This window comes from Humibacter soli, assembly GCF_054779035.1.
This window is the reverse complement of sequence record NZ_BAAGYX010000001.1, coordinates 2,234,191-2,252,073: the sequence shown is the minus strand read 5'-3', so window position 1 is coordinate 2,252,073 and position 17,883 is coordinate 2,234,191. Positions and strand designations below refer to the sequence as shown.

The 17,883-nt window shown below is 65.9% G+C and carries 16 protein-coding genes; 10 read left to right on the top strand and 6 right to left on the bottom strand.

Annotation, left to right across the window (positions count from 1 at the left end; genetic code table 11):
- The first annotated feature begins 39 nt into the window (after positions 1 to 39).
- Positions 40 to 1,023 (top strand): glycosyltransferase family 2 protein, encoded by a 984-nt coding sequence (locus ACYVDN_RS10450; RefSeq protein ID WP_460571116.1) that lies wholly within the window; start codon positions 40 to 42, stop codon positions 1,021 to 1,023.
- Here ACYVDN_RS10450 and ACYVDN_RS10445 read toward each other — a convergent pair.
- The gene (locus ACYVDN_RS10445) at positions 1,012 to 1,926 is read right to left on the bottom strand and encodes a glycosyltransferase family 2 protein (protein WP_460571114.1); all 915 of its coding nucleotides are present in this window, start codon (positions 1,924 to 1,926) and stop codon (positions 1,012 to 1,014) included. The two genes, ACYVDN_RS10450 and ACYVDN_RS10445, sit on opposite strands and share 12 nt — an antisense overlap.
- Before the next feature lie 134 nt (positions 1,927 to 2,060).
- Between ACYVDN_RS10445 and ACYVDN_RS10440 the strand changes: the two genes are divergently transcribed.
- Positions 2,061 to 3,011 (top strand): glycosyltransferase family 2 protein, encoded by a 951-nt coding sequence (locus ACYVDN_RS10440; protein ID WP_460571112.1) that lies wholly within the window; start codon positions 2,061 to 2,063, stop codon positions 3,009 to 3,011.
- An 8-nt stretch (positions 3,012 to 3,019) separates the two neighbouring features.
- Here ACYVDN_RS10440 and ACYVDN_RS10435 read toward each other — a convergent pair whose 3' ends face one another.
- The 3 genes from ACYVDN_RS10435 to ACYVDN_RS10425 are packed head-to-tail and all read right to left on the bottom strand — an operon-like array spanning position 3,020 to position 6,340.
- Positions 3,020 to 3,838, bottom strand: coding sequence for an ABC transporter permease (locus tag ACYVDN_RS10435; protein ID WP_460571110.1), 819 nt, complete (start codon positions 3,836 to 3,838; stop codon positions 3,020 to 3,022).
- A 2-nt stretch (positions 3,839 to 3,840) separates the two neighbouring features.
- A complete protein-coding gene (locus tag ACYVDN_RS10430) occupies positions 3,841 to 5,064 on the bottom strand; it encodes an ABC transporter ATP-binding protein (protein ID WP_460571108.1) in 1,224 nt (407 codons plus the stop codon).
- A gap of 28 nt (positions 5,065 to 5,092) precedes the next feature.
- Positions 5,093 to 6,340, bottom strand: a complete 1,248-nt coding sequence (locus ACYVDN_RS10425; RefSeq protein WP_460571106.1) for a hypothetical protein — start codon at positions 6,338 to 6,340, stop codon at positions 5,093 to 5,095.
- A 185-nt stretch (positions 6,341 to 6,525) separates the two neighbouring features.
- On the opposite strand from ACYVDN_RS10425, the gene ACYVDN_RS10420 reads away from it, so the two are divergent.
- From ACYVDN_RS10420 to ACYVDN_RS10410, 3 genes are all read left to right on the top strand, one after another.
- A complete protein-coding gene (locus ACYVDN_RS10420; RefSeq protein ID WP_460571105.1) occupies positions 6,526 to 7,452 on the top strand; it encodes a class-II aminoacyl-tRNA synthetase family protein in 927 nt (308 codons plus the stop codon).
- A gap of 28 nt (positions 7,453 to 7,480) precedes the next feature.
- Positions 7,481 to 9,205: a hypothetical protein gene (locus tag ACYVDN_RS10415; RefSeq protein ID WP_460571104.1), complete on the top strand. Its 1,725-nt coding sequence runs from the start codon at positions 7,481 to 7,483 to the stop codon at positions 9,203 to 9,205.
- Between the two features lie 88 nt (positions 9,206 to 9,293).
- Complete coding sequence (locus ACYVDN_RS10410; RefSeq protein WP_460571102.1) at positions 9,294 to 9,548, top strand: acyl carrier protein; 255 nt, start codon at positions 9,294 to 9,296, stop codon at positions 9,546 to 9,548.
- Between the two features lie 53 nt (positions 9,549 to 9,601).
- On the opposite strand, the gene ACYVDN_RS10405 is transcribed toward ACYVDN_RS10410, so the two are convergent.
- A complete protein-coding gene (locus ACYVDN_RS10405; protein WP_460571100.1) occupies positions 9,602 to 10,834 on the bottom strand; it encodes an ATP-grasp domain-containing protein in 1,233 nt (410 codons plus the stop codon).
- A 200-nt stretch (positions 10,835 to 11,034) separates the two neighbouring features.
- Here ACYVDN_RS10405 and ACYVDN_RS10400 point away from each other — a divergent pair, with 200 nt between their 5' ends.
- Both ACYVDN_RS10400 and ACYVDN_RS10395 read left to right on the top strand, forming a co-directional pair.
- On the top strand, positions 11,035 to 12,309 hold the full coding sequence (locus ACYVDN_RS10400) for an ATP-grasp domain-containing protein (protein ID WP_460571098.1): 1,275 nt from the start codon (positions 11,035 to 11,037) through the stop codon (positions 12,307 to 12,309).
- Positions 12,310 to 12,346: 37 nt separating this feature from the next.
- Positions 12,347 to 13,519: an acyl-CoA dehydrogenase family protein gene (locus ACYVDN_RS10395; RefSeq protein ID WP_460571096.1), complete on the top strand. Its 1,173-nt coding sequence runs from the start codon at positions 12,347 to 12,349 to the stop codon at positions 13,517 to 13,519.
- Between the two features lie 67 nt (positions 13,520 to 13,586).
- On the opposite strand, the gene ACYVDN_RS10390 is transcribed toward ACYVDN_RS10395, so the two are convergent.
- The gene (locus ACYVDN_RS10390; RefSeq protein ID WP_460571094.1) at positions 13,587 to 13,967 is read right to left on the bottom strand and encodes a holo-ACP synthase; all 381 of its coding nucleotides are present in this window, start codon (positions 13,965 to 13,967) and stop codon (positions 13,587 to 13,589) included.
- A gap of 142 nt (positions 13,968 to 14,109) precedes the next feature.
- Between ACYVDN_RS10390 and ACYVDN_RS10385 the strand changes: the two genes are divergently transcribed.
- From ACYVDN_RS10385 to ACYVDN_RS10375, 3 genes are all read left to right on the top strand, one after another.
- Positions 14,110 to 15,162 (top strand): glycosyltransferase family 4 protein, encoded by a 1,053-nt coding sequence (locus ACYVDN_RS10385; protein WP_460571092.1) that lies wholly within the window; start codon positions 14,110 to 14,112, stop codon positions 15,160 to 15,162.
- Between the two features lie 31 nt (positions 15,163 to 15,193).
- Positions 15,194 to 16,372 carry a glycosyltransferase family 4 protein gene (locus ACYVDN_RS10380; RefSeq protein ID WP_460571090.1) on the top strand — a complete coding sequence of 393 codons (1,179 nt, stop codon included), beginning with the start codon at positions 15,194 to 15,196 and terminating at the stop codon, positions 16,370 to 16,372.
- 68 nt (positions 16,373 to 16,440) lie between these two features.
- Positions 16,441 to 17,877, top strand: a complete 1,437-nt coding sequence (locus ACYVDN_RS10375; protein ID WP_460571088.1) for an O-antigen ligase family protein — start codon at positions 16,441 to 16,443, stop codon at positions 17,875 to 17,877.
- Positions 17,878 to 17,883 lie beyond the last annotated feature (6 nt).

Here is a 17,883-nt window from a genome sequence, read left to right as displayed (position 1 = left end):
GACGGGGGTGGTGACGCCGCCGACCGATAGTCTGTGCGCGTGTCCAAGTCGTCGACCACTGCCGCCGTTCTCATCGCGACGTATAACCGGCCGGCCTATCTGAACACGTGCCTGGAGCATCTCGAGCGTCAGACGGTTGCTCCGATGCAGATCATCGTCGTCGACTCCTCACCCGATGATCGCTCCGAAGTCATCGCACGCAAGTTCGAGGTGACGTATCTGCGCAATCCGCTCGGGCGGGGGCACACGGCCACTTCGCGCATGCTCGGCGTTGCTGCCGCCGACGACGTCGATGTGATCGCGTTCCTCGACGATGACGCCTACGCAGAGCCCGATTGGCTCGAGCAGCTTCTGAGCCGGTATGACGATCCCGGTATCGGCGGCGTGGGCGGACGTGCTTCGAACGGACAGCCGGGTGAGGAGCATCAGGGGCTCGACGCGATCGGCAAGTTCCTGCCAGACGGCACCCTCACCGGCAATTTCGCCGCCGACCCCGGCATCGACGTGTCTGTCGACCACTTTCTCGGTGCGAACATGTCCCTCAGACTGTCCGCGGTCCACGCCGTTGGGGGCATCCAGGATTACTATCCCGGCACCTGCCTTCGGGAGGAGAGCGAGATCGCGCTGAGGCTTCGCCTTGCCGGGTACCGCCTGATCTACACGCCGGCGGCGCTCGTGGAGCACGTCGGGGGTACGTACGCCAAGGGCAAGCGGTTCAACGCCAGATATTCGTATTACGCGCAGCGCAACCACTTCGTGCTCCTCGCCCGAGTGCTCGGCCCTCGAGACCCTCGGTTCCACCGGTACGTCGGCGTCGCCTTCCATCAGCTCGGCGCCGAACTCGGCTATGCCGCTCGCGCGCTGGGCCGACGACGGCTTTTCGGTGAGGAGTCTGTCGTCTCGGGCGTCGGCCGAGGCCTCACGAGGGCAGCGAGCATCGGCGCGGGAATCGCGTCGGGCCTGGGGCTCATCAGCCTTGGCCGCGTACCGCGCGCCGTTCCCCCGACGGCCTTATCCGCGTGACCGCTCTTCAGGAGAAGGATAATGACGCTCGGTGCCTTCGAGGCGTCGTAGTTCGCGGATGAAGGCAAGGCGCGCGATCCGGCGAAGTTCGGTGTCGGACGGATGCCCTCCCCTGGGAACCCGGCGTACGGCAAGGTCGGCACCGTAGACGAGCTCCTTGAGCTTCAGATGCGGGGCGTCTCCGTGCAGCCAGTGATGCCAGACATAGGCCTCGCACCGCCCCATGGTCTCGGCCAGGCTGATGAGCGCAGGTGTCTCGAGACGCGCCCGATCGAAGAGGTGCTTGATCGGCTCGCCCCGAACGCCCCGCACTCGAAGATGACGCTCCCGAGCTTGCACCCAGAAGAAAGCGTCCTCCTCACGTTGATACGGGGGTGCGCCCAGGTTCTCGTCGAATGGCAACTCCTGCAGCACGGCGGTTCGAGCCCCGAAATTCGCTCCCACGACGAACGCGTTCTCCTCCGACGGCTCCGGGTGGTGTGCGAACTGGGCGAGTAGCCATGGCGACATCCATGGCTCATGCAGTGCCTCGTCGACCTCGATCCCACCGACGACCACATCCGCCGAGCCAGCGAGAAGCGGCTCGGACATTCGATCGACCCAGGAGAGCGGCACCTCGACATCGTCATCCGTGAAGAGCACGACCCGCCCACGCGCCGCGGCGACGCCTGCATTGCGCGCCCGCGCGAGACCGGCACGTGGCTCGGAGACCACGCGCGCCTCCGGCGCGACCTCGCGTGCCGCGGTCGCGGTGTCGTCGGTGGAGCCGTTGTCGACAACGATCAGTTCTGCGGGGGAGGAAGCGCCGCCTACCGACGCGGCAATAGTCGACAGATGTGCGCGAAGATGGGCTGCCCCGTTCCGAGTGCAGACGACGACCGTTACCTCGACCGCAGGTCCCATCTCGACAGCACCCGCTCCCTGGCCGACCCGACGAAGGCGCAGGCGAACGAGAACGCCGCGACCTTCGGATATGCTACCAGCGAGCGAAATCCCTGCCGTCACACGGCGTGATGACGAACCTAGGAGTCGACTGCGTGCCGCGCTTCACTGTCGTCATCCCAACGTACCGTCGAGCCCATCTGCTCAAGGATGCGATCGACAGCGTGAAGGCGCAGCGCCGACCGGCGGATCAGATCGTGGTCGTCTCGGACGGCCCCGACGAGAAGGCGGCGGCAGCGGCGGCAGCGGCGGGCGTCGAGTTCGTCGAGGTCCCGCACGGCGGCGTGGCGCGTGCGCGCAACGCGGGAATCGAGGCGGCGACCGGAGACTGGGTCTGCTTTCTCGATGACGACGACCTCTACCATCCGGACTTCCTTGCGGAACTCGCCGCCTATCTTGGCGACCATGCTGAAGCCGAGGCGGTGAACACCGAGTATTGGGTCTTCGCGTCGACTTCCCGCCCTCGTGTCGACGTGATCGGAACGCATCTCGATGACCTCGTGGAGGCGTCAGCGACCGCGGTCCCGCAGACCGATATGGCATATCTCAAGATCGAGGGCCGTAGCTATGACCGTCTCCTGGGCGGTCTCCTCGGCAATCTGAGCAGTTCCGCGGTGAGACGGGATCGTCTCCTCGCGGCCGGGTGCTTTCCGGAAGGGCTGGTGTGTGCAGAAGACTGGACGATGTTCATCAACGTGGCTCGCTATACGGAGTGGCACCTGATCGAGCGTCGCCTTGTGTTCATGCGCCTACACGACGGAAACAACACGCATAGCCGCGCCGTGCTGAACGGCTTGCATACGCTCACGGCTTTCCGAAACGTCTGGCGGGATCGATCGAGGCCGACGCCGCCCCACCATCCATTGGATGGATATCGCCTTGACTATCGCTTCATGCTACGAAGCGCCCTCGACGCTGCTCGCGAGGCGCGGGATTGGATGGCGTACCGAGACATGCTCCGTGTGAGCCGCGATCTTCTGCCGCGTCGCCGCGATCGCCTTCGTGCGATGGTGCCGCATCACATCCGTGGACGGTTCACCAGCTGACATTCTGCTCAGATCACGTCGGCGAACTCGCGTTCGTGGCTTTGGAAATAGAGCGTCCCCACGAAGAGCACGACGAATGCCACGATGAACAGGCCGATGATCTGCCACGGTGGCGGTGCGGCGGTCCCCACCAACGACCAACGGAACGCCTCGAGGAACCACGTGATCGGGTTGATCTCGAACACCCACTTCAGGTTGGCCGGCACCGAGGAGAGCGCGTACGCGACCGGGCTCGCGTACAGAAGAATCTGCAGCAGCCAAGGAAGCATGTAACCGACATCGCGATACTTGACCATCATCGCGGAGGCCGCCATACCGAGGCCGATGCCGATCATCGCGATCAGGACCGCCCAGACAGGGATGAGCACAACGGGCCAGCCCGGATTGACCCGGTAGACGAACAGCAGAATCACTGCGACGACGAGGCCCACGAGGAAATCCAACGTCACGCTCGCGACCGTCGAGATCGGAACGAGGATGCGAGGGAAGAAGACCTTCGACACGAGTGCCTGGTTCGAGACCAGGGAAGCGGAAGCACGTGACAGTGTGCCGTTGAACAGGTTCCATGCGAGCATGCCCGCCAACGAGAAGAGGAAGTAGGGCAGTCCGTCACTGGAGAGGCCCGCGACTGTGCCGAAGACGAGGGAGAAGACCCCGGCGGACATCACCGGCTGGATCACGACCCACGCGACACCCAGGACCGTCTGCCGGTAGCGCACGATGATGTCTCGCTGGGCGAGCCGCGCCACCACCTCGCGGGCCTGCCAGAGGTCGGACCAGCGGGGAAGATTGAGTCGCCGCGGCGGCTCGATGACGGTCGTGCGCATTGTCAGTTCACCCCGTATTGGAAGTCGGAGAGGACGACCCCTGCCGAGGTGGCCTCGGCGGTCGCAAGGGACTGGTAACGGAGATCGGGCATGATCTCGAACCGCCACGCAGCATCCCAGGCGTCCGGAAGATCGCTCTGCTGACACGCGAACATGTCGACCGTGTACGTTCCCGGCTTGAGCCAGAGGTTCTTGACCGTCAGCTGTCCTCGATGGGCTTTCGTGCTGTCCAGCGTGATGCCGTTGAGCCTCGAGTCGCACTGTGCGATCACCGTTCCGCCTTCATCGACGATGTGCGCCGACACCCAATAGTCCGGAACCGCCAGTGGTCGGGATGCCGCAGGCACCTCGAAATGGATGTCGAAAGGCTCTCCGGACGGGATGTGGTCGTCGTCCATCCAGACTCGGTCGAAGCGGACACCTCCGGAGCCTTGACGGTTTCGAGGATCTGACTGGTCTTGCGCGTAACGATCGAAGCTCGCGGTGTACGCCTGAAGTGTGGAGTCGACGGTGCCGTGATGCACGAGTCGTCCGCGTTCGAGCAGGATGGCGGAGGTGCAGAGCGTCTTCACCGTCTGCAGCATGTGGCTCACGTAGAGAACGGTGCGACCTTCTTTAGCCGCCTGCCTCATCTTGTCGAGCGATCGACGCTGGAAGTCCGCGTCTCCCACCGCAAGCACCTCATCGATCGCGAGGATCTCGGTCTCGAGATGCGCGGCGACTGAGAAGGCCAGCCGAACGTACATGCCCGACGAATAGCGCTTGACCGGTGTGTCGAGGAAGCGCTCCATGCCGGAGAAATCGACGATCGCGTCGAACTGGCGCAATATCTCGCTCCGTGTCATGCCGAGCAGAGCACCGTTGAGGAAGATGTTCTCCCGCCCCGTCAGCTCGGGATGAAATCCCGTGCCGACCTCGAGCAGGCTGCCCATTCGCCCACGGAACTCCATTCGCCCGCGAGTGGGGGCTGTCACTCGCGTCAGGATCTTGAGGAGCGTCGACTTGCCGGCGCCGTTTCGTCCAACGATCCCCAGCGCCTCACCGCTGGGGATCTCGAAGCTGATGTCGTCGAGCGCGTCGAACTTCCTGCTCGTCGTCTCGGCTTTTCCGGGCCGCAGACGCGCGAACACCGATTCAGCCAACGTGGAATGGCTGGCTTTGCTGACTCCGAGCCGATAGGTCTTACCGATGCTCTCGGCCTTGACTGCGTACGAGCTCTGTGGCATGCCAATACCCTACCGGGGCTGACATGTGTCATCGTCGGCCGGCGAGCCGCGCGGCGAACGCCCGCATTCTCCAGGCGGTGAGGGTGATCAGTCCTCGCGCTCTGGCGGCAGGCGCCCAGGTGCGCCGGGCGGGCCGCACGGGAGGCAGTCCCTCGGAAGCACCCAGATAGAGGTCCATCTGCGAAGCGAGCAACGGATCGCGAGCGTACTCGTCGGCCGCATGTTCGGACCGCGAGCGGTCGACCTTCCAATGCGTGCTGATCGGCCGCAGGTGCCAGTATGCGATCGGTGACGTCGGCATCGTCACGTCGTGCGCGCCGTGCACGACCAATTGTGCGCGACGGGGGAGGCGTGACGGAACGGCGCACCACTTCGTCGCGGCATCCGGGTCGCCGGCTCGCGTCCAACGGCAGTCCGCGTGTCGGAGCCGCTTCGGGTCGGCATCATCGGGGTCGGCGTAGGCCCAGGTTCCGGCGAAGAGTACAAAACCCTGCGGTGACTCCTCGGCGCACTCGTACGCGGTGCGAACGCCTTTCGAATAGACGAGCTCATCGATGTCCACCGACAGCATTCCGGCCGAGTGTCGAAGTAGTCGGCGGCGCGCGTGCTCGATGGCGCCGTACTGCGTGTAGTCGGAGTCCCAGGGGAGCTCGCTGCTTCCTTGGGGGCCGTATCGGAATCGCCAGTCGACGACCGCTGCCACGCGGATGCCCGGCACACCTATGGCGTCCAGGATGTCGGTCAGGGCGTAGCGTTTCGAGCCGTTGTCGTAGACCACGACCGCGTCGGTTCCCTGAGCGGCCACGTGCCAGCGGACCCAGTCGCGGATCCACTCGAGGTCGTTGTCGAGCTGGAGGGTCATCAGGGCTCTCGTGCCGGCGAACACGGATGACAGATCGGTGCCGATCGGAACCGTCTGATCGGACGATCCGGCCGAGATAGTTAGCTCGCGTGCGTCGCGTGGGGCTCGGAATCGGGCACGGTGCGATCGATCAAGGGTGGTGATGGCTGGCCTTGTGATGGGCTCGCCGTCCGAGTGGAAAGTCCAACTCGGCAGTTCCGTCTCGAGGTTGAGTAGTGGCGGGCCCATGGCCACGACCTGGTCGCCCGCGCGGAATACATCGAAGAAGAGCGTTTCCGAATCGAACTGATCCTCGTAGCCGAGCGGTCGAAGGGCGATGGGACGAGGAGGTTCCCGGTGGGGGGCGGAGGCAGGAATCGTCACCGCACTGGGGTGCACCACCAGTCGGACGGGGGCGCGCCACTCGTCGTCCATGTCGTCCTCGCAAGGTCGGTTCGGTCGTGCTCGACGGGAGCAGCCCAGAGCGTTAGGACCGATCATAATGTTGCCGTGGTCCTCGGATCGCCCTGGGGAGATCGCCACCGGGGCTGCGCAGGGGGCATAATAATGTTTCATTGCTCACGCCGTGGGTCGATACAGCGCTTCCAAAGGGGACGCACATGCCGGAGTCGGAGACGATTGTCGAGTCGGAGCGTCGGGAGTTCCGAGACGAACTGATCTCGGGTGGCATTCTGGCCGCGACTGGCGTCGACGGCCTCTATCACCGGTCGGGAGTGTTCGAGCGAATCGTCCGGGGGATCGAGGACTACGTCTCACGGGCAGGTGCCGCCGAGGGCGCCGAACAATACTTCTTCCCACCGATCACGGCGAAGGACGCTTTCGAGCGCACGGACTACGTCCGCTCCTTCCCCGATCTGCTCGGGGCCATTGAGATCTTCCGAGGCGGGGATGCCGAGCACGCGGAGATGCTGCGGGAGTTCGAGGCTGGTGAAGACTGGACCCGTTCTCTGGTGCCGGCCGACGTGGTCATGGCGTCGGCTGCATGCCACCCTCTCTATGCCCGTCTGACGGGCGTGGTTCCCGAAGAGGGGAAGCGGTACGAGGTGCAGGGATACTGCTTCCGCCACGAGCCGAGTATCGACCCGACACGAATGCAGAGCTTTCGCATGCACGAGTTCGTGTACGTGGGCGATGCGACGGGGTCGCTCGAGCACCGCGCGCGGTGGCTCGACCGGGCCGTGGATTTGCTCACGGGTCTTGGACTCGATGTCGGCGTCGAAGAGGCCAACGACCCGTTCTTTGGGCGCGCGGGCCGCATGCTGGCGGCAAATCAGCGCGCCGGCGCCGCCAAGTACGAAGTGACCTGCGCGGTCAGCTCGACGCAGGTGCTCACCGCGATCGCTTCCGCTAACTATCACGAGACGCATTTCGGCGACGCCTTCGATATTCGAAGTGCGGACGGTGAGGTCGCACGCTCCGCCTGTGCGGCATTCGGTCTCGAGCGGATCGCGCTTGCGCTGCTGAGGAGGCACAGTCTCGATGTGGCCGCATGGCCCGCCGAGGTCCGGGCTCGGCTCTGGCCGTGACGGCGACGTCACGTCGTCGATGCGGACCATGACTCACGAGGACAAGACCCGTGGCAACGAGCGTCTGGAGTTGCGAAACGACGGGGTCGTCGAGACGCCGACCTGGTTCGGACCGAATGATCGACCGTTGTTCGGCTGGTTTGTGCTTCCGGCCGAAGGGGCTGTGCGTGGTGCGGTCGTGCTCTGCCAGCCGATGGGCGAAGAGGGCGACAAGACATACCGGACCTTCCGTAGGCTGTCGCAGAAGCTCGCGCGTGCGGGGTTGATCGCGCTGAGATTCGACTATGACGGCACAGGTGACAGCGCTGGGCGCTTCGACGATCCCGATCGCGTGAGCGCATGGATCACTTCGATCGAGCACGCCGTGTCGGAGGTACGTCGGGCCGGCGTCGACCACGTCAGCGTCGTGGGAATGCGCCTTGGCGCGACGATCGCGTACGCCGCCGCGGCCCGCGGCCTCGACCTCGAGGATCTCGTGCTGTGGGATCCGTGCGTCAGTGGACGTGCGTTTCTCCGCGAGCAGCAGCTCCTGCACGCCTCGTGGTTGGACGTCGATCAGGCCGACCCGGAACGCTGGATCGAGACCCCCTCATATCGCTATCCGGTAGCGGCAGCAGCGGAGATTCGCGCTCTCGCGATCGATGGGCGGGTGGTGCCCTCCGCGCTCGCAAAGCGGGTGACGGTCCTGGTCCGCCCCGACCGGGCTCCCGCCCGCGGCCTGGAGCAGGCCCTTCCGACAGAAGAAGTCGTGCGGGGCGACACGATCGGACAGGATCTTCTTCTCGATCGCCGCACGCTCGACGCGATCGTTCCCGACGACGGGATCGCAGATCTTGTCTCGCGCCTGACCTCGCATCTTCCAGAGGAGTCCGTGATCCCGCAGCCGGAACAGACGCTGTCAGCGAGCTGGCCGGAATCGGGAAGCGTGATCACAGAGACAGCAAGGTTGGTGGGGCCAGAGGGACGCCTCTTCGCCATGGAGACACACGGAGCCGTCAATGACAGCGCGCTGCCGCGTGTATTGATGGTCAACGTCGCCGCCGAGCGGCACATCGGTTCGGGTCGGATCTGGGTACGACTCAGCCGCGAGATCGCTGCCGAGGGCTTCTTGTCATTGCGAGTCGATCAGAGCGGCGTCGGCGATAGTGCGACGGCGGACGGCGGTCACGACGACGAACTGCTCTCTGAGCGGTGGATGGAGGATGTCCCTGCGGTCGTGCGAGGGCTCTCGTCTCAGGCCGGCGTGATCGGTCTCGGGTTGTGCTCCTCGGGGGTCTCGGTGCTTGAGGCGTCGCTTTCGGGCACCGTGCGGGAAGCGATCTGTGTGAATGTGCCTTTGCGGGTGACGCAGGCGAGCTACATCACGACGATGTCGCGGAAGTGGACGGCGTTCAGCCACATGCCGACCGTGTTGAATCGGCTCTCCATCCGTCATGCCCGTACGGCGCGGATGCTCTGGGACGCGTGGGACATGATCGTTCCGCAGTCCTCCCCGCTGTGGGTGCCGAGACGAATCGTGCGGGGCGGGAGCCGGCTGACCTTCTTGATGGGTGTCGGTGAGCGAGACGAGATCGTCGAGACGCGGGCCTGGTCGGCACTCTGGGGTCGCCCGTTGTCGGATCCACGTCGCTTCCGCTCCGTTGCGCTGCCGAGCGCAGACCATTCCCTTCGTGCTGGCAAGGGACAGGATGAGGCGATCAGTGCAATCCGCGGACGCCTGGACGAATACCGTGCCGACGCCATCGCATCCTGATGTGCTGGACGGTCAGGATAGAGTCGAGGCGTCCGCGTTCCGCACCGGATCGGACGCGGAAGTCGTGAGAGAAAGACCCTGGGAAACTATGAGCGACACGATCGACGCGAGGATCCGCGAAGTGCTCGACGGCCATGCCAAATTGCGGGGTCCCGCGGCGGATCTCGCCGCCGACGACGACCTCTATCGTGCTGGCCTGACCTCTCACGCCAGCGTCAGCGTGATGCTCGCGCTGGAGGACGGCTTCGAGGTGGAGTTCACCGACGAGATGCTCCGCAAGAGCACCTTCCAGTCCATCGCCGCCATCCGCCAGGCGCTCCTACAGGTCGGTGTGACCGAGTAGGCGACGTCTTCAGGTCGTTCAGGACAAAGGCTGGCCCTTCACGGTGCCCGCAGTCATTCCCGCTCGTACTCGAGTCGTAGCGTCTCATGCAGCCGGCCCACCAAAGAACCGAGGCTGCCGTGATCGGGGACGGCTCCTCGCACCGTCACGACTTGCCCGTCAGTGCCCTCGCGCCAGTCGACGCCCTGGCCCATCGCGCGTTTGGGGTCGACCAGGCTCACGCCCGGCAGCGCCGCCGCCTCGTCCAGACCGTCGAGGGTGGTCAGAGTGCGCGCGTCGACAGGCGGCTGGATCATCAGCCAGAATCCCACCCCGCTCAGTGGGACCAGCCCGTCGAGCTCAACCGGAACGCCAGCCGCCACCCGACAAGCGATCGCGAAGAGGTTGACGTCACTGACCTCGGCGAGCACGAAGCCGGGACGACCACCGAGCCGGCCGTTGATCTCGATCAGGCGTGGACCGTCGGGTGTCAACTTGATCTCGGTGTGCAGCACGGAGTCGCGCACTCCGAGGGTCGCCACGGCCTGGTCCACCATCATCAGCAGCTGCCCGCGGAGCTGCTCGTCCGCCAGCGCGGGGATGAAATTCCCGGTCTCGCGGAATGGCGGCTCAAGCGGAAACCGCCCGGTCAACGCCACATGATGGGTGACACCCGAAGCGACGACAGTCTCGACGGAGAGATAGCTGGCCGCCCAGCCAGGTAGACCGTCGCGGTCGGGAAGAAACTCCTCGACCACGTGGTCGATCGGATCTCCTGCCAGCTCGAGCAGCTCCTCGCGATCTCGCAACAGCCGGATACCACGGCTGCCCATCCCCGACACCGGCTTGAGCACGACGGGGAAAGAGGAGAGGTCTGCGATCGCCTCCAGGGTCTCGCGAGAGCTGGCCGCCGGAACGCGAGAGTAGGAGGGCTCCGCTACGCCGCCGTGCGCGAGGGCTTCGCGTTGCGCGCCCTTGTCGGTGAGGATCCGAGCGAGCTCCGGACTGTGGTAACGCAGGCCGAGCCGGCGAGCGAGCTCGGCCGCCCGCGGAATCTGATCGTCGACGAAGCTCAGAATGCCATCCGGCGACTCCCGGGCGATCCGGGTCGCGGCTTCGTCGTCGTCCAGACCGGCGATGTCCACGACGGTGCCGAGGCGTCGAAGCAGCCGACCGATCATGGGATCGTCCGCGAAGGCATCGTCGAGCACCCAGATCAGCTCGGCAGTGTCGCGAGTGCGCTGGAAGAGATCCATCGGGAAGAACGAGCGGGCATGATGAAGCACCGCGATGCGGACCGAGGACATCGGCATACTCCAGTCTCGCAGCGCGCGCTACGGGGTCGGCGGATCTCCGGCGATGGAGGATCGGGCAGCCAACAGCCGGCCCTCACCCGACAGGGTAGTGGGACGCATGCTGTTTGACCCATCCGCGTTGATGTGCGCATGCGGCTCGGCATCGGAAGCCGGCATGGAACGGTCGCAACACGGGAGGGCATACTGGCGTGATGGTGCCATCCGAATCGAGCAGTCAGCTGCCGGTGCTCGCCATCGTCCTTGACAGTCCAGAGCGCGAGTTCTTTCCACTCACCTATGTGGAGGCGGCCGCCGGTGTGTGCCGACCCCTATGGGTCACGCTTCGCGACGACGCTGAGACCCTGCGCTATGCCCGCATCCTGCGCCGTTCGGGCGTTGTCGTCGACGTGTCCGGACTCGCGCCCGAGGCGGCAGCGGCAGTCGTCGCAGAGCACGATCCGATGGGAATCGTCGCCTTCAACGAAGCCAACGTGCCGTGGACGGCGGAGGTTGCCGGCATCCTGAGGCTGCCTTATCACAGCCGACGAACCGCGGCTCAACTGGCGGACAAGTTCGAGCAGCGCACGGCGCTGCGTGACCACGGGATGCCAACCCCGCGATTCTGGGATGTCGACACGCTGAAGGGGGATGCGGAACGGCTCGTGGACGTCGAGGCGAGCGCCGTCTTTCCTCTGGTGCTCAAACCCCGAGTCGGTAGGAGCAGTCGCGACATGGCTCGGGTGGACACGCCGGAACGGTTGCGGGAGGTCCTATCGCATACCTGGCATGACTCGATGATGATCGAGGAGTTCATCCCCGCCCCCTCCCAGGCGGTCACCGGTCCGGACAACGCCGCCTATGTCTCGGTAGAGGTGCTGGTCAGCCACGGCGTTGTGAGCACCCTCGGTGCCACCGGCCGTCATCCCCTCGTCGAACCCTTCCGCGAGGCCGGGCTGTTCTTTCCCGCCGAGGTGTCCGCCCAGCTCTACAGCGAGCTCGTCGCGGCCGCGGTCTCGTCCGTACGTGCGCTGGGCATCGCGTTCGGCGCTCTGCACGTTGAGCTCAAGGTAACCGACGCAGGGCCCGTCGTGATCGAAATCAACCCGCGACCAGGGGGCAGTGCTCTTCCGGATCTCCTCCAGCACGCGCTCGGCATCAATATCTTCCAGGCGGCGATGCGGATCGCAGTGGGCGAGCTCCTCGTCTTCGAGGACCTGCCCAGCCCGACCGACGTCGGGTACTCGGTCTACGTGCTGCCTCCGGCCGAACTGCGGCATATCACGTCGGTCGAAGGCCTCGAGACCCTCGGCACGATCGATGGCGTGGAGTCGGTGGTCCCCAAGCGCGGTGCCGGCGATGACATCGACCCGCACGAAGGGATGATGGAGTATGTCGTGCGAGTGTCCGGTACCGCACCCGACCATGACGCACGCCGAAGGGTGCGCGAGCGGATCTTGTCCCAGGTAGTCGTGACCGGCACATCGTGAGTGCGTCACGGGCGTCCTGTCGATAGCCTTGGCTTTCATGGAGAACATGAGGGAACCGGGGTCTCCGGACGAGGCGTCTCGGGACGAGAGCCTTATGGCGATTGCGTTGCGGATCGGTGAAACCGTGGCGGGTCCGGCCGCCCGGGATGTCGATTCTCAGGCACGATTCCCTGCCGAGACGATTGCGGCCCTCCGGGAGGAACGACTGCTGTCCGCCGTCGTACCGACGGAGTTGGGCGGCCTGGGCGCCACCGTCGGTGAGATGTCTGACGTCGTGCGCGTCCTGTCGCACTACTGCACGTCGAGTGCCCTGGTGCTTGCGATGCACACGATCGAGGTCTACACGTTGGCTCGCCACGGGGACACTCCTTGGCTCAGGAGCCTGCTTGCCCAGGTCGTCGACCAGCAGATCCTTCTGGCCAACGCGACCAGCGAGCGTCCGACTCCGGACGGCGGCGGCGCACTCGTCACGGAAGACGGTGCCGCGCGAATCGACCGCACGACGCTGGCGTGCTCATACGGGCTGAATGCCGATGTGATCATGACCCACGTGCGCCGCGCCCCGGACGCCGCCAGCGACGACCGGCTCTACCTGGCCGTCCCCGCCGCGAGCGCCGACCTCGAGCAGACCTCGACGTGGAACACCCTCGGACTACGTGGAACGTGCAGCTACGGCTTGCGGATCCAGGCGAACATCGAGGAAGGGGCAATCTTCCCTGCGCCGTGGTCGGAAGTGATGAACGGCGGCTTCATCCAGGCACGCCACGTGCTGGCGGGCTCCGCGTACGTCGGGATCGCTGAGGCCGCCCTCCGCGAGGCGCACACCGCAGTGCGCGCCGAGGCTCGACGGTCCGTAGGGACGACGCCGCCGAGCGCGAACCGCTTGGCTGAGCTCCTGCTCGAAGTTGAAAAGGTGCGAGGCATCCTTGCCGCCGTCGTGTCGCGGTTCGAGCGGCTGGAGGCCGAATCACGCCTTGACGACATCTCGTTCCTCTCGAGCCTGAGGAATCTCAAGGTGGCGAGCACCGCCGTCGCCACCGAGACTGCGAGCAAGGCGCTGCAGATCTGCGGCATCGCGGGAATTCACCGCGACGGCGGCATGGTCATCGAGCGGATTATCCGAGATGCGCACGCGGCACTCGTCATGTTCGGCAATGACGGGCTGTTGCGGCAGAATGCCGGGGTCCTCGTCGCTCGGAAAGAGATCTAGAAGCGCCCATGCGCGCAGCCGGCGGAGTCGTCCACACGTGATGTCGCTTTTCACCTGAGGGCGACATCTACTCTGCCGAGATGACCACGGCGATGGCGAGTTCGGCGGTGTGGGTGAGCGAAACGTCGAAGGCGGTGAGCGACGCCTCCTCTGCGAGCTCGGCCGCCACCCCTCGAAGTCGAAGCGAAGGCGAACCATCGGGCCGGTGCACGACTTCGATGTCGGTCCAGGGCGGCACTCGGTCGCCGACACGCAGCACCTTCAGAGTCGCCTCTTTCGCTGCGAAACGAGCGGCAAGTCCCTCCGCGGCATCTTCCGGTCGGGCGTCGGGCCCACCGCATGCATCGATCTCCACCGAGGTGTAGATGCGACGGCGATAGCGGTCGCCGAACTCCTCGAGTGCCCGGTACACGCTCGAGACAGGCTCCGCATCGATTCCCACTCGCATCGATGTCCCTCCGTTGTCCAAGGACTCCCAACTCCTGCCGGAGAGCGTAGTGGCAATCTCACCCCTCCGACTGGTTACCCTGGGACGCGACGGTTCCGCGTTCTGCGTCCGTCCGACTTGCCTACAGGGGGCTCGGTCTGGCATGAATCGTCTTGCGATCGCAACCGCGGCGAGTGCTGCGCCGATGGGTGCTCAGGTCTATGAGCACGAGATCGGAACTCGAGCCGCAACAGCGCTGGCCGCGACGGGCGAGGACTGGGCCGTCGAGCATCTCGTGGTCAGGTCGCTTCGATCCGAGCTGCCCGGCAACCGGCGCATCCCCGTCGGTGTGCTGGAGCGCGCCGGTACGGGCGTGCGCCGCGCATTCGGGCGGATCGTGTATCCGAGAGGCGCGTTGGTGCATCGCATGAGCCTCACGTTGCCGCCGACTCCCGGCGAGATAGTCACGCTGCACGACGTCGTCGCATGGCGCTTTCCAGACGAGGGAACACCCATCGCGACCGCACCGGAAGAGCTGCGTGCGGCAGCGGCAGTCGTGTGCGTTTCGCAGGCGACAGCAGCGGACGCCGTCGAGATGTTCGGCCTCGACAACACGCGTGTGGTGCATCTCGGTGTGAATGACCGATTCCGCGACCCGGCCGCCCTGGATGCTGCGGCGCTTCAGCGCATCGGGCTCGAAGGACCGTACATCCTGCATGCAGGTGGCGCCAGCGAGCGCAAGAATCTGGCCGCGCTGGCGGAGGCATGGCGCCGGATTGCTGGAAAGCATCCGGAGGTCAGCCTCGCATTGTCCGGCCCAGCCCATCCGCGTCGGACCGAACTCTTCCGTGACCTGCCGCGGGTCGTTCTGCTTGGGCGTGTCGAAGGGGATCTGATTCCGGGACTCATCGCGGGAGCCGAAGCGGTGGTCGTGCCATCGCTTCACGAGGGCTTCGGGCTTCCCGTCTTGGAGGCGATGGCTGCTGGCACCGTAGTCGTGGCGGCGGAGACCAGTTCTCTGCCCGAGGTGGCCGGGGGCGCCGCGGTACTGGTGGCACCTACAGGTGAAGGGATCGCTGACGGCATCGCTGCTGTGCTCGGAGGGGACGTGGACCGCGAGGGCCTGCGCGCCAGGGGACGTGCGCGAGCGGCCGAGTTCACCTGGGAACGATGCGCCGCGGAACATGCGACGATCTGGAACGAGGTCGCGGGCTGAGCCGGCGCCCGCCCTCCCTTACGATGGGCGCATGACGGCAGGCGGCGAGCGAGATGTGCGGCCCGTTCCGATCTATCACGTGATCACTCCCGGTGATCACTTCTCGCCGCGCACCGGCTCCGCCATCCCCACCGTCGTGCACGGACTCGCCACCGGAGCCACCATCGTTGGGGATACCGAGCGCCACCCGCAGCGCGTCGTGCTGCAAGACGACACCTACAGCCCGCGCTACGACTCGGCCGCCATCGTCGACTACGTCGGCGTGCCCGCACCAGGGTCTCGCACGAGAATCGTCGACGCCGGGCTGGCGCGTATCGGGATGCCGCGACGAGGTGCTGCTGACTACTTCCGCCCTGCCGCGGAGAGCCTGCGAGACCAGCCGGACGGAATCGTGCTCGCCCACAACGCGCCGATCGTCCCGTGGCTGATGCGCGAACAGCGGCACGCGACGGTGCTCTATGCACACAACGACGTGCTGCGCAGCTACTCGCGGGCAGAGGCATCTCGCGTTCTCGGAGACGCGGCCCGCATCGTGAGCGTGAGCGACTCGCTGGCGGCCCAGCTGCGCGAGCACTTGCCGCGCTCGCTGCACGAGAGGGTTCGCACGGTCATCAACGGCGTCGACACCGCCCAATTCACACCCACTGACATCCGGCTTCCTGGCCCCCTCCGTGTGATGTTCCTCGGCAGGGCGATCCCAGAGAAGGGCGCGGACATCCTGCTGGAGGCCGCGGCCGTGGTCGACAACCGTGACGTCGAGTACATCGTGGTCGGCAGCCACGGATTCGACCCGAAGGCGGTGCTGTCCCCTTACGAGCAGAGGCTTCGTGAGCTGGCCGGCTCGGCGCGGGGGACGGTGCGGTTCGAGCCGTTCGTCGACCGTGAGCACTTACCCGAGCTGGTGAGGCGTGCCGACATCCTGGTCATCCCGTCGCGCTGGCCCGACCCCTGCCCGCTCACCGTCGGGGAGGGCATGGCTGCAGGCCTTCCCATCGTCGCTGCCCGCAGCGGAGGCATCCCCGAGTTGCTCGGCGACGCCGGCGTGCTCTTCGACTCGGCGCGTCCTGAGGAGCTGGCGGATGCCATCGGCAGGCTGGTCGCGAGCCCCGAGCTGCGTGCGAGCTATGCGACGGCCGCTCGGGCTCGCGCCGTCGAACGCGACTGGGCGTGGGCGTGGCGGAATCTCGTCGACGTGCTCGACGAGATCTGAGCCTTGCAGCATCGGGCGGTGCCCAGAAGGGGACGGGAGCGTTGGCCGCCGATCGCTAGCATGTGTGCATGGATCGCGCGAGGATGAAGGTCGCTGCGATCGCTCCGATGCTGATCGCCATCGGCGCCTTCGCGACGGTCGTCGGCGTAGCGCTCGGTGTTCTCAGCGTGCACAGCTCTTTGCTTGCGCTCGCCGTGGGCATCGTCGTGCTGTTCGCGGGAGTCGCGGCGACCGACTACACGATCATCCCCGTTCTCGCCGTTCCCGCCACCCTCGTTCTCACCAGAGTCGGCGGCGCGCTCAGCATCTCCGACGTCGTGCTGGCGCTCGCATCCATCGTGTCGCTCTTCCACCTGAGAGGACGCGGTGCCGGAGTCCTTCGACCACTGGTCTGGGCGGGTGTGTTCTACCTGGCAACAGCGATCCCGACTCAGATACTCAACCGCTACGGGTCGAACGCGGTCGAGTGGGTGCACGAAGTGTTCCTCGTGCTCGGTAGCCTGATCGTCGGATTCGTGATCGGCCGCGCCGACCGGGCTCGCCTCGCGCTCACCCTCTACGTGCTGGGATGCTGCGGCATCGGCGTCGTGACGATCTTCGTCTCGCTCTCGACCTACCTGCACACGCACGAGTTCCAGCCGGTCTTCCTCACCGACCTGAACAAGAACACGATCGGCGGCATGCTGGGGGCGGCGGCCGTGATCGCCTTCGCGCGACCGATCTGGTTGCGCTGGTCTCGCGGATGGTCGTGGCTGGCCGTCATCATCTGTTCCGTGGCCGTCATCGCTGCGCAGTCGAGGCAGGGCCTCGTGGGCGAGATCGTGGGCATCCTCATCGTCAGCATCCGTGCCCGGCCGCAGACCGGTAGACGGGTGCGCATCGTCTGGCTCGCCGCCATCCCCGGCATCGCATGGGTGATCAGCGCCTTGACCTCGCAGCTTGCGTCCGACAACCAGTTCAACTCTGCCCACCAGCGCGTCGACTGGTACGCCCAATCGGTGCAGATCTGGCTGAAGTCGCCGATCTTCGGCGTCGGAATGCGCTGGTGGTACACGGGCCGATTCGCGGGCGAGTTCCAGTCCTTCCAACCACCGAACGCCGAGCTGGAGGTGCTCACGACGGTCGGGGTCTTCGGTCTGATCGGATTCCTGACGTTGTTCGCGGTGGCCGGCTGGTACCTGTGGAAGATGGACCCTGTCTACGGCACGGTCGGAGTCGCCGTGGTGGCGATGCGCTTCACCCAGGCTCAGTTCGACCTGTACTGGGTGGCCGGGCAGGCATCCCTGCTGTGGATCGTTGCGGGCATCTGTTACGGCGTCAAGGCCTTCGACGACGATCGGCGCGCCCGAGGCGAGCCAGTGACATGGGAGCTGCTGAAGCCGTCGAAGCATTCGCGGCCTGGGCGCGGTGTTCCGTTGCCGACGCCAATCGTCCCGGTGAAGCCGGCAGTGCCGCGGATGACGGGCCCAGCGCAGGGGCGGGGCGGCGCCGCGCCGTTAAGGTAGAGAGGA

Bases quoted from the DNA above. Each gene is read 5' to 3' on its own strand.
- ACYVDN_RS10445 (WP_460571114.1), bottom strand. From the start codon at position 1,926: ATGGGACCTGCGGTCGAGGTAACGGTCGTCGTCTGCACTCGGAACGGG.
- ACYVDN_RS10435 (WP_460571110.1), bottom strand. From the start codon at position 3,838: ATGCGCACGACCGTCATCGAGCCGCCGCGGCGACTCAATCTTCCCCGC.
- ACYVDN_RS10430 (WP_460571108.1), bottom strand. From the start codon at position 5,064: ATGCCACAGAGCTCGTACGCAGTCAAGGCCGAGAGCATCGGTAAGACC.
- ACYVDN_RS10425 (WP_460571106.1), bottom strand. From the start codon at position 6,340: ATGGACGACGAGTGGCGCGCCCCCGTCCGACTGGTGGTGCACCCCAGT.
- ACYVDN_RS10420 (WP_460571105.1), top strand. From the start codon at position 6,526: ATGCCGGAGTCGGAGACGATTGTCGAGTCGGAGCGTCGGGAGTTCCGA.
- ACYVDN_RS10415 (WP_460571104.1), top strand. From the start codon at position 7,481: ATGACTCACGAGGACAAGACCCGTGGCAACGAGCGTCTGGAGTTGCGA.
- ACYVDN_RS10410 (WP_460571102.1), top strand. From the start codon at position 9,294: ATGAGCGACACGATCGACGCGAGGATCCGCGAAGTGCTCGACGGCCAT.
- ACYVDN_RS10405 (WP_460571100.1), bottom strand. From the start codon at position 10,834: ATGTCCTCGGTCCGCATCGCGGTGCTTCATCATGCCCGCTCGTTCTTC.
- ACYVDN_RS10400 (WP_460571098.1), top strand. From the start codon at position 11,035: ATGGTGCCATCCGAATCGAGCAGTCAGCTGCCGGTGCTCGCCATCGTC.
- ACYVDN_RS10395 (WP_460571096.1), top strand. From the start codon at position 12,347: ATGGAGAACATGAGGGAACCGGGGTCTCCGGACGAGGCGTCTCGGGAC.
- ACYVDN_RS10390 (WP_460571094.1), bottom strand. From the start codon at position 13,967: ATGCGAGTGGGAATCGATGCGGAGCCTGTCTCGAGCGTGTACCGGGCA.
- ACYVDN_RS10385 (WP_460571092.1), top strand. From the start codon at position 14,110: ATGAATCGTCTTGCGATCGCAACCGCGGCGAGTGCTGCGCCGATGGGT.
- ACYVDN_RS10380 (WP_460571090.1), top strand. From the start codon at position 15,194: ATGACGGCAGGCGGCGAGCGAGATGTGCGGCCCGTTCCGATCTATCAC.
- ACYVDN_RS10375 (WP_460571088.1), top strand. From the start codon at position 16,441: ATGGATCGCGCGAGGATGAAGGTCGCTGCGATCGCTCCGATGCTGATC.